We start from the raw sequence: 4899 nt of genomic DNA, 5'->3' as shown, positions 1-4899 counted from the left end.
GTGTGCTGCCCGTGACGATGGACGACCTGACCAGTGGATATAACATTGCCGAGATACTGACATTAGAATCTGATTTTATCAATATGCTGGGCTTTACCCATGCCGAAACGGATACTTATCTGCGCTACGTGCTCGACAAGTACACCGGAAGCCAGGAACGCTACGACGAAATATGGCAGCTCATCGTCAACAACTACGACGGTTATCGTTTCAGCCCCAAGGGGGAAAAGCTGTTCAATGCAACGATACTGACGTATTTCCTGAAGAAATTTGCAGTCAATAAAGGTGAAGTTCCCGAAGAGATGATAGACGAGAACCTGCGTACCGACATCGGCTGGCTGCGACGGCTCACCCTCTCGCTGGAAAACTCGAAAGCCATGCTAGATGCATTAGTGATAGACAACGAATTATATTACAACGTAGCCGACCTCTCCAGCAAATTCAACAAGCAGAAGTTCTTCGACAAGAATTTCTATCCCGTCAGCCTTTTCTATTTAGGCATGACGACACTTTTCAATGATTATCGCATGATGTTGCCTAACTTGACCATGCGTAGCATCTACATGGACTATTACAACGTATTGAACCGTATAGACGGTGGTGCCATGCGCTATGCCCCCGTCTACGAACGGTTCACTCAAGAGCGTGATTTTGAATCGCTTGTCCAGTCGACGAGCGTGATTTCGAATCGCTTGTGCGAAATTATTTCGAACAATACCTCGGCCAGTTCCCTGCGCAGGTATTCGACAAGATCAATGAAAATTTCATCCGTTGCTCTTTCTTCGAGTTGGTATCCCGCTATCTGAGCAGTTGCTATACCTTTGCCATCGAACAGAACAATTCGGAAGGACGCGCCGACTTCGAAATGACCGGCATACCGGGCACGGATTACTACACGGACGACCGTTTGGTAGAGTTCAAATATTACAAGGCAAAAGAGGCGGAGAAAATGTTAGGACCGGATGCGCCCCTGCCTGAACATGTGGAGCAGGTGCATCGTTATGCCGAGGATACGCTGCGGCATTTCCCCAACTACAAAGTACGTACTTATGTGGTTTACATCTGCGCCAACCGGGGATGGAAATGTTGGGAGGTATAAAAAGAATGGGAGATGGGAGATGGAAGATGGAAGGAGGAAAATATTTTGAATATCCGCTTGCTTTATTCTTGTTTTTTCGCTACCTTTACAAGTAGTCAACCAACAGACAATCAAACAAATGACAGAAAAAGAAAAGCAAAATTCCGAAGAAAAACCGTTCGTCGTCCGTTCGTATACCAAGATAGAACTGGCGCTTCTTTATTGCCCGGGACGGGAACCCGCCACAGCCCTGCAAAGCCTTTACCGATGGATGCGAAAATGCGCCCCACTCCGGATCGAACTGCAACAATACGGCTACGACAAGCACCGGCACAGCTTCTTGAAGCGTGAGGTGGAAATCATCCGCAAGCATCTGGGCGACCCTTAACTCCCGCCACGCTACCGGCCGTTTTTTCATGCTACATCTTTTCCGAAAAGATGGAAGAGTTTCCGGAAAAGATGTAGCGTCTTTTAAAAAAAGATGTAGCGTCTTTAAAACAAACATGTTACATCCCTTGAAAAAAGATGTAACATGTTTTCCACAAATATGTAAAGCTTTCTTCAATCGATAGGGTTCACTAAGGTTCAGGGTTCTCCTTTGACCCCTCCTTGTCGTAGTACTTCCGATTTTTCACATAGCCATCTTCCTTGTTTACAACAAAATGCGATTGAAGCACACGTCTCAACAGTCTTTTTGCCGTTGACTCGGACGCCCCGTCTTCCATAGCCGACGAGACAAAGTCCGTGTAAGAAAAACGGTGCTTCAGACGCCGCAAAACAGCGAGCGCCCTATGAAACTGCTGCAAAGGACGGGCCTTTAACGCCAGTCCCGGCAGTGACGAACTAAGCAGCAAACTATGTTCGAGCAGTACTTCCGTCATAGCCATGGCCGTATGAAAATCCTCATCCGTACAGATATACTCCTTTACATACCAACGGCTTTCGACCTTGCGGAGCGCAGTAAGCACCGCCGCCAGACGCATGGCATACAAACCGTGACGTACCACAATCGCACCCGGAGAATCACATCCCTCTATCACCACCCCGTCAAGACAGGATTCGAACCGACGACTGTGCTCCTCCCACTGAGCAGCCGTAAATACTACCTCCGTAGGCGACTCTAACAACATCTCGTGCATCCCCAGCACCTCTCCACCCAACTCACGGAAATAAGCCCGGTTCTCTATCTGCCCTTCTTTCGGGGCTGCCGAATGCCACACCCACTTCGCCGGAGCGGTAAGTATGCCGAGACGGCTGTAAAGCCCGTTCTCCAGTGTCCGGACCAATGCCACAAACTGATCGGGCGTACCCGTAAGGCACATTCCTAACCGAGGTTCGCGCACAAATATGGGCAACCCGTCCACCTTAAAAGAGGAAGAAATATCCTCGTGATGGGCCGCCGCACAATACACATCGTCCTGCCGGCCGTAGTCCTGCGACAAGGCCGACACCATTGTATTGATCTCACTGGCGTTGATAATAGCCCCCAACTGCCCGTTATCCCTCAGATGGGCATACGTCCGTGACTTCGAAGTATTGGCAGGCAACATCAGTACAATCCCGTGCGGTTCTTCGGGCTGCAACGACCGGTCGGCAGGGCGCTTCGCACGAAAGGCCTCTTTCAGCTCCTCCTCCCAAGCCAATTTCTTCGTATCATACGCCTTGCGTTCATCGGCCGCTTTCCGGGCATACTGATCGTGCAAGGGCTGCGAAAGCAAAGCGGCAAGTGCTACTACCCCCTTTCCCGTACCGGCAGGAGCCACTCCGGCAAAATAAAGATGGGGAGAATATTCCATTCCGGCATAACGGAAGCGTACCCCCGTCAAGCACACGCTCAGGTTGGCCATCATCCCCATCAAGAGCATATCCTTTTCGCGATCGCCACGAGCCACCGCCACCCCTCGTTTCAACAAACCGGGCAGTGCCGCATACACCACCGCCGGAAAAACAGGCATGGAGTCGCGCAACTCGTTATTTTTTTCGAACAACGCCTCCTCATCCCCATCATCCGCAACACCCCCGGAAGGGGCCAAAGGTGAACGTTGACCCTTGTGAACCCTCGATACCGGATTTTCGAGAGGAAATCCGGTATTAACATACTGATATCCAGCCATAATATCTTTCAGACATTCTTCTGGAAGATAATCGGATTCGGTAAATTCAGAAGTGGCCAGCCCGATAAGATCCGCCAGCTCCCTCTGCGAAAATCCTTTATATCGGGCCACCCTCCCTAACTTCAGCATAAAGTCATGGCGAGTGCCCCGCACAAACGGATTACGTGCAGCAAACTCATTGAGAAATGTCCGGATAAACCCATCTGCCTGCACAGCAGGCAACACCGGTACAGGACCAGATACCGGAACAAACTGCGGAGCCAGATCACGCCATGCAAAGGGTTCGGCATCGGGGCGATAATACACCTCCGGATCATACACAGCCGAACAGATGCGCCCCAAATCGGAACATGCACCGTCGTTGGTAAAACCCACACGGCGACAAAGCTCATCACCCACTACCTTATAAGCCGTCTTATACTCTTCAAGCGTATCCACCTCTATACGTACCAACGCCTTGACTCCCTCTCCGGAGATACTTATAAACGCCACCCCCACATACGGAAGAGCACGAAGCAGCTCCAAAAGCCGACCGGTATACGTACCCGAATGGTCAAAATCAAACATCATCCAACCACTCAGGCTCACCACCTGCGCCGCCGCATGCCCGCCCCGGCAAGTACCGGCAGCCACAATACCGTTCATCTTTTCCTTTATATCGGCCGCCTCCTTCTGCATCCCCCGCTGCAGATAACCTCGATAGGCTTCCGTAGCCACTTTCCAACGAGGACCACGAATATCATTCACAAACTCTTCCAGGGAAATTACTTCCGACTCCTTCTTCCATCTATGGATAAAAAAAGAAACTTTCATAGGAATTTTTCTCATCATATCTTGATTCTAAAATTAACAGGCAGGGCTTTGTGCCCTGCCAACGCCACAAAGGTGAGGACAAAAACAAATACAATCCAAACGTTAAATATGTAGGTTTATCGCCTCATAACACATTAACAAGAAAAGATTTAGTTCTACAAAACCCTACATAAATCAAGAAAAAAAATATTTCATCCCCCATCTCCTCTCTCCCATCTTCCATCTTACCCCTCCTTTCTCCCCTTTTTCCTCCTTCTCTGTATCTCCTCCGAATGATGTAACATCGCCTTTCCAATCCGGGCAAGGCGCCGTCGCGACTCTTCGGAGCATACCACCTCTGCCTTTTTAAATTCTCCATACTTCTCTTCTGTTTTTTTCAAAAAGTTTGCGAGTTCAATTCTTGTTAGTTTTTTTCATTCATAATAAATCATTTAATAATAGTTAATAAAACAAGTTACAAAAATAATATCAAAACTAATTAATCTCCAAAATTATTTTATTTTTATCTACAAATTATTTGTTATAGTAAAATAATATCTATCTTTGCATCAAAATTGGTTCGTCCTAAAAAGATTACCCCACACAAGTATGTGACAGGTAACAGCGTAGCGCACCCAAGCGAACCGAAAATCGGTATTTTACCCCTATTTTGCAGTTTTAAATCTATTTCAGACAGAAGAACAAAAGAACCTATTTTCTGCATAGCCTTTATGGGCAATTTATCTGTTCTTATGTTCTTATGTCTGAAAAATAATCTTTAGTTTTCATGAAATCCTGGCTTGCCGCCTATGTCCGTCTTCATCACGAGAAGAAAACCCGTGACCGTCTTACCGCGATGGGTATTGAGTGTTTCCTCCCCGTACAAGAGGAGATTCACCAGTGGAGTGACCGCCG

At 48.0% G+C, this 4899-nt stretch carries 4 protein-coding genes and 1 pseudogene; 3 read left to right on the top strand and 2 right to left on the bottom strand.

The features are described from left to right. Positions 1–1099: pseudogene (locus tag QVP90_RS06035) on the top strand (PD-(D/E)XK nuclease domain-containing protein); the annotation flags it as partial. A 118-nt stretch (positions 1100–1217) separates the two neighbouring features. After that, positions 1218–1466 carry a DUF4248 domain-containing protein gene (locus QVP90_RS06030; protein ID WP_264380939.1) on the top strand — a complete coding sequence of 83 codons (249 nt, stop codon included), beginning with the start codon at positions 1218–1220 and terminating at the stop codon, positions 1464–1466. A gap of 190 nt (positions 1467–1656) precedes the next feature. Here QVP90_RS06030 and QVP90_RS06025 read toward each other — a convergent pair whose 3' ends face one another. After that, a complete protein-coding gene (locus QVP90_RS06025; RefSeq protein WP_264380940.1) occupies positions 1657–4023 on the bottom strand; it encodes a DUF3987 domain-containing protein in 2367 nt (788 codons plus the stop codon). Between the two features lie 156 nt (positions 4024–4179). Then, entirely contained in the window at positions 4180–4335 is a 156-nt protein-coding gene (locus tag QVP90_RS06020) for a hypothetical protein (protein WP_021935922.1), read from the bottom strand. Positions 4336–4771: 436 nt separating this feature from the next. On the opposite strand from QVP90_RS06020, the gene QVP90_RS06015 reads away from it, so the two are divergent. Further along, positions 4772–4899 (top strand): transcription termination/antitermination NusG family protein (locus tag QVP90_RS06015; RefSeq protein ID WP_369678142.1); only part of this gene is annotated, 128 nt, incomplete at its 3' end.

Origin of the sequence: Bacteroides sp. CAG:189, from assembly GCF_000432295.1 — a bacterium.
Lineage (GTDB): Bacteria > Bacteroidota > Bacteroidia > Bacteroidales > Bacteroidaceae > Bacteroides > Bacteroides salyersiae.
This window is presented reverse-complemented; position numbering and strand designations above follow the sequence as displayed.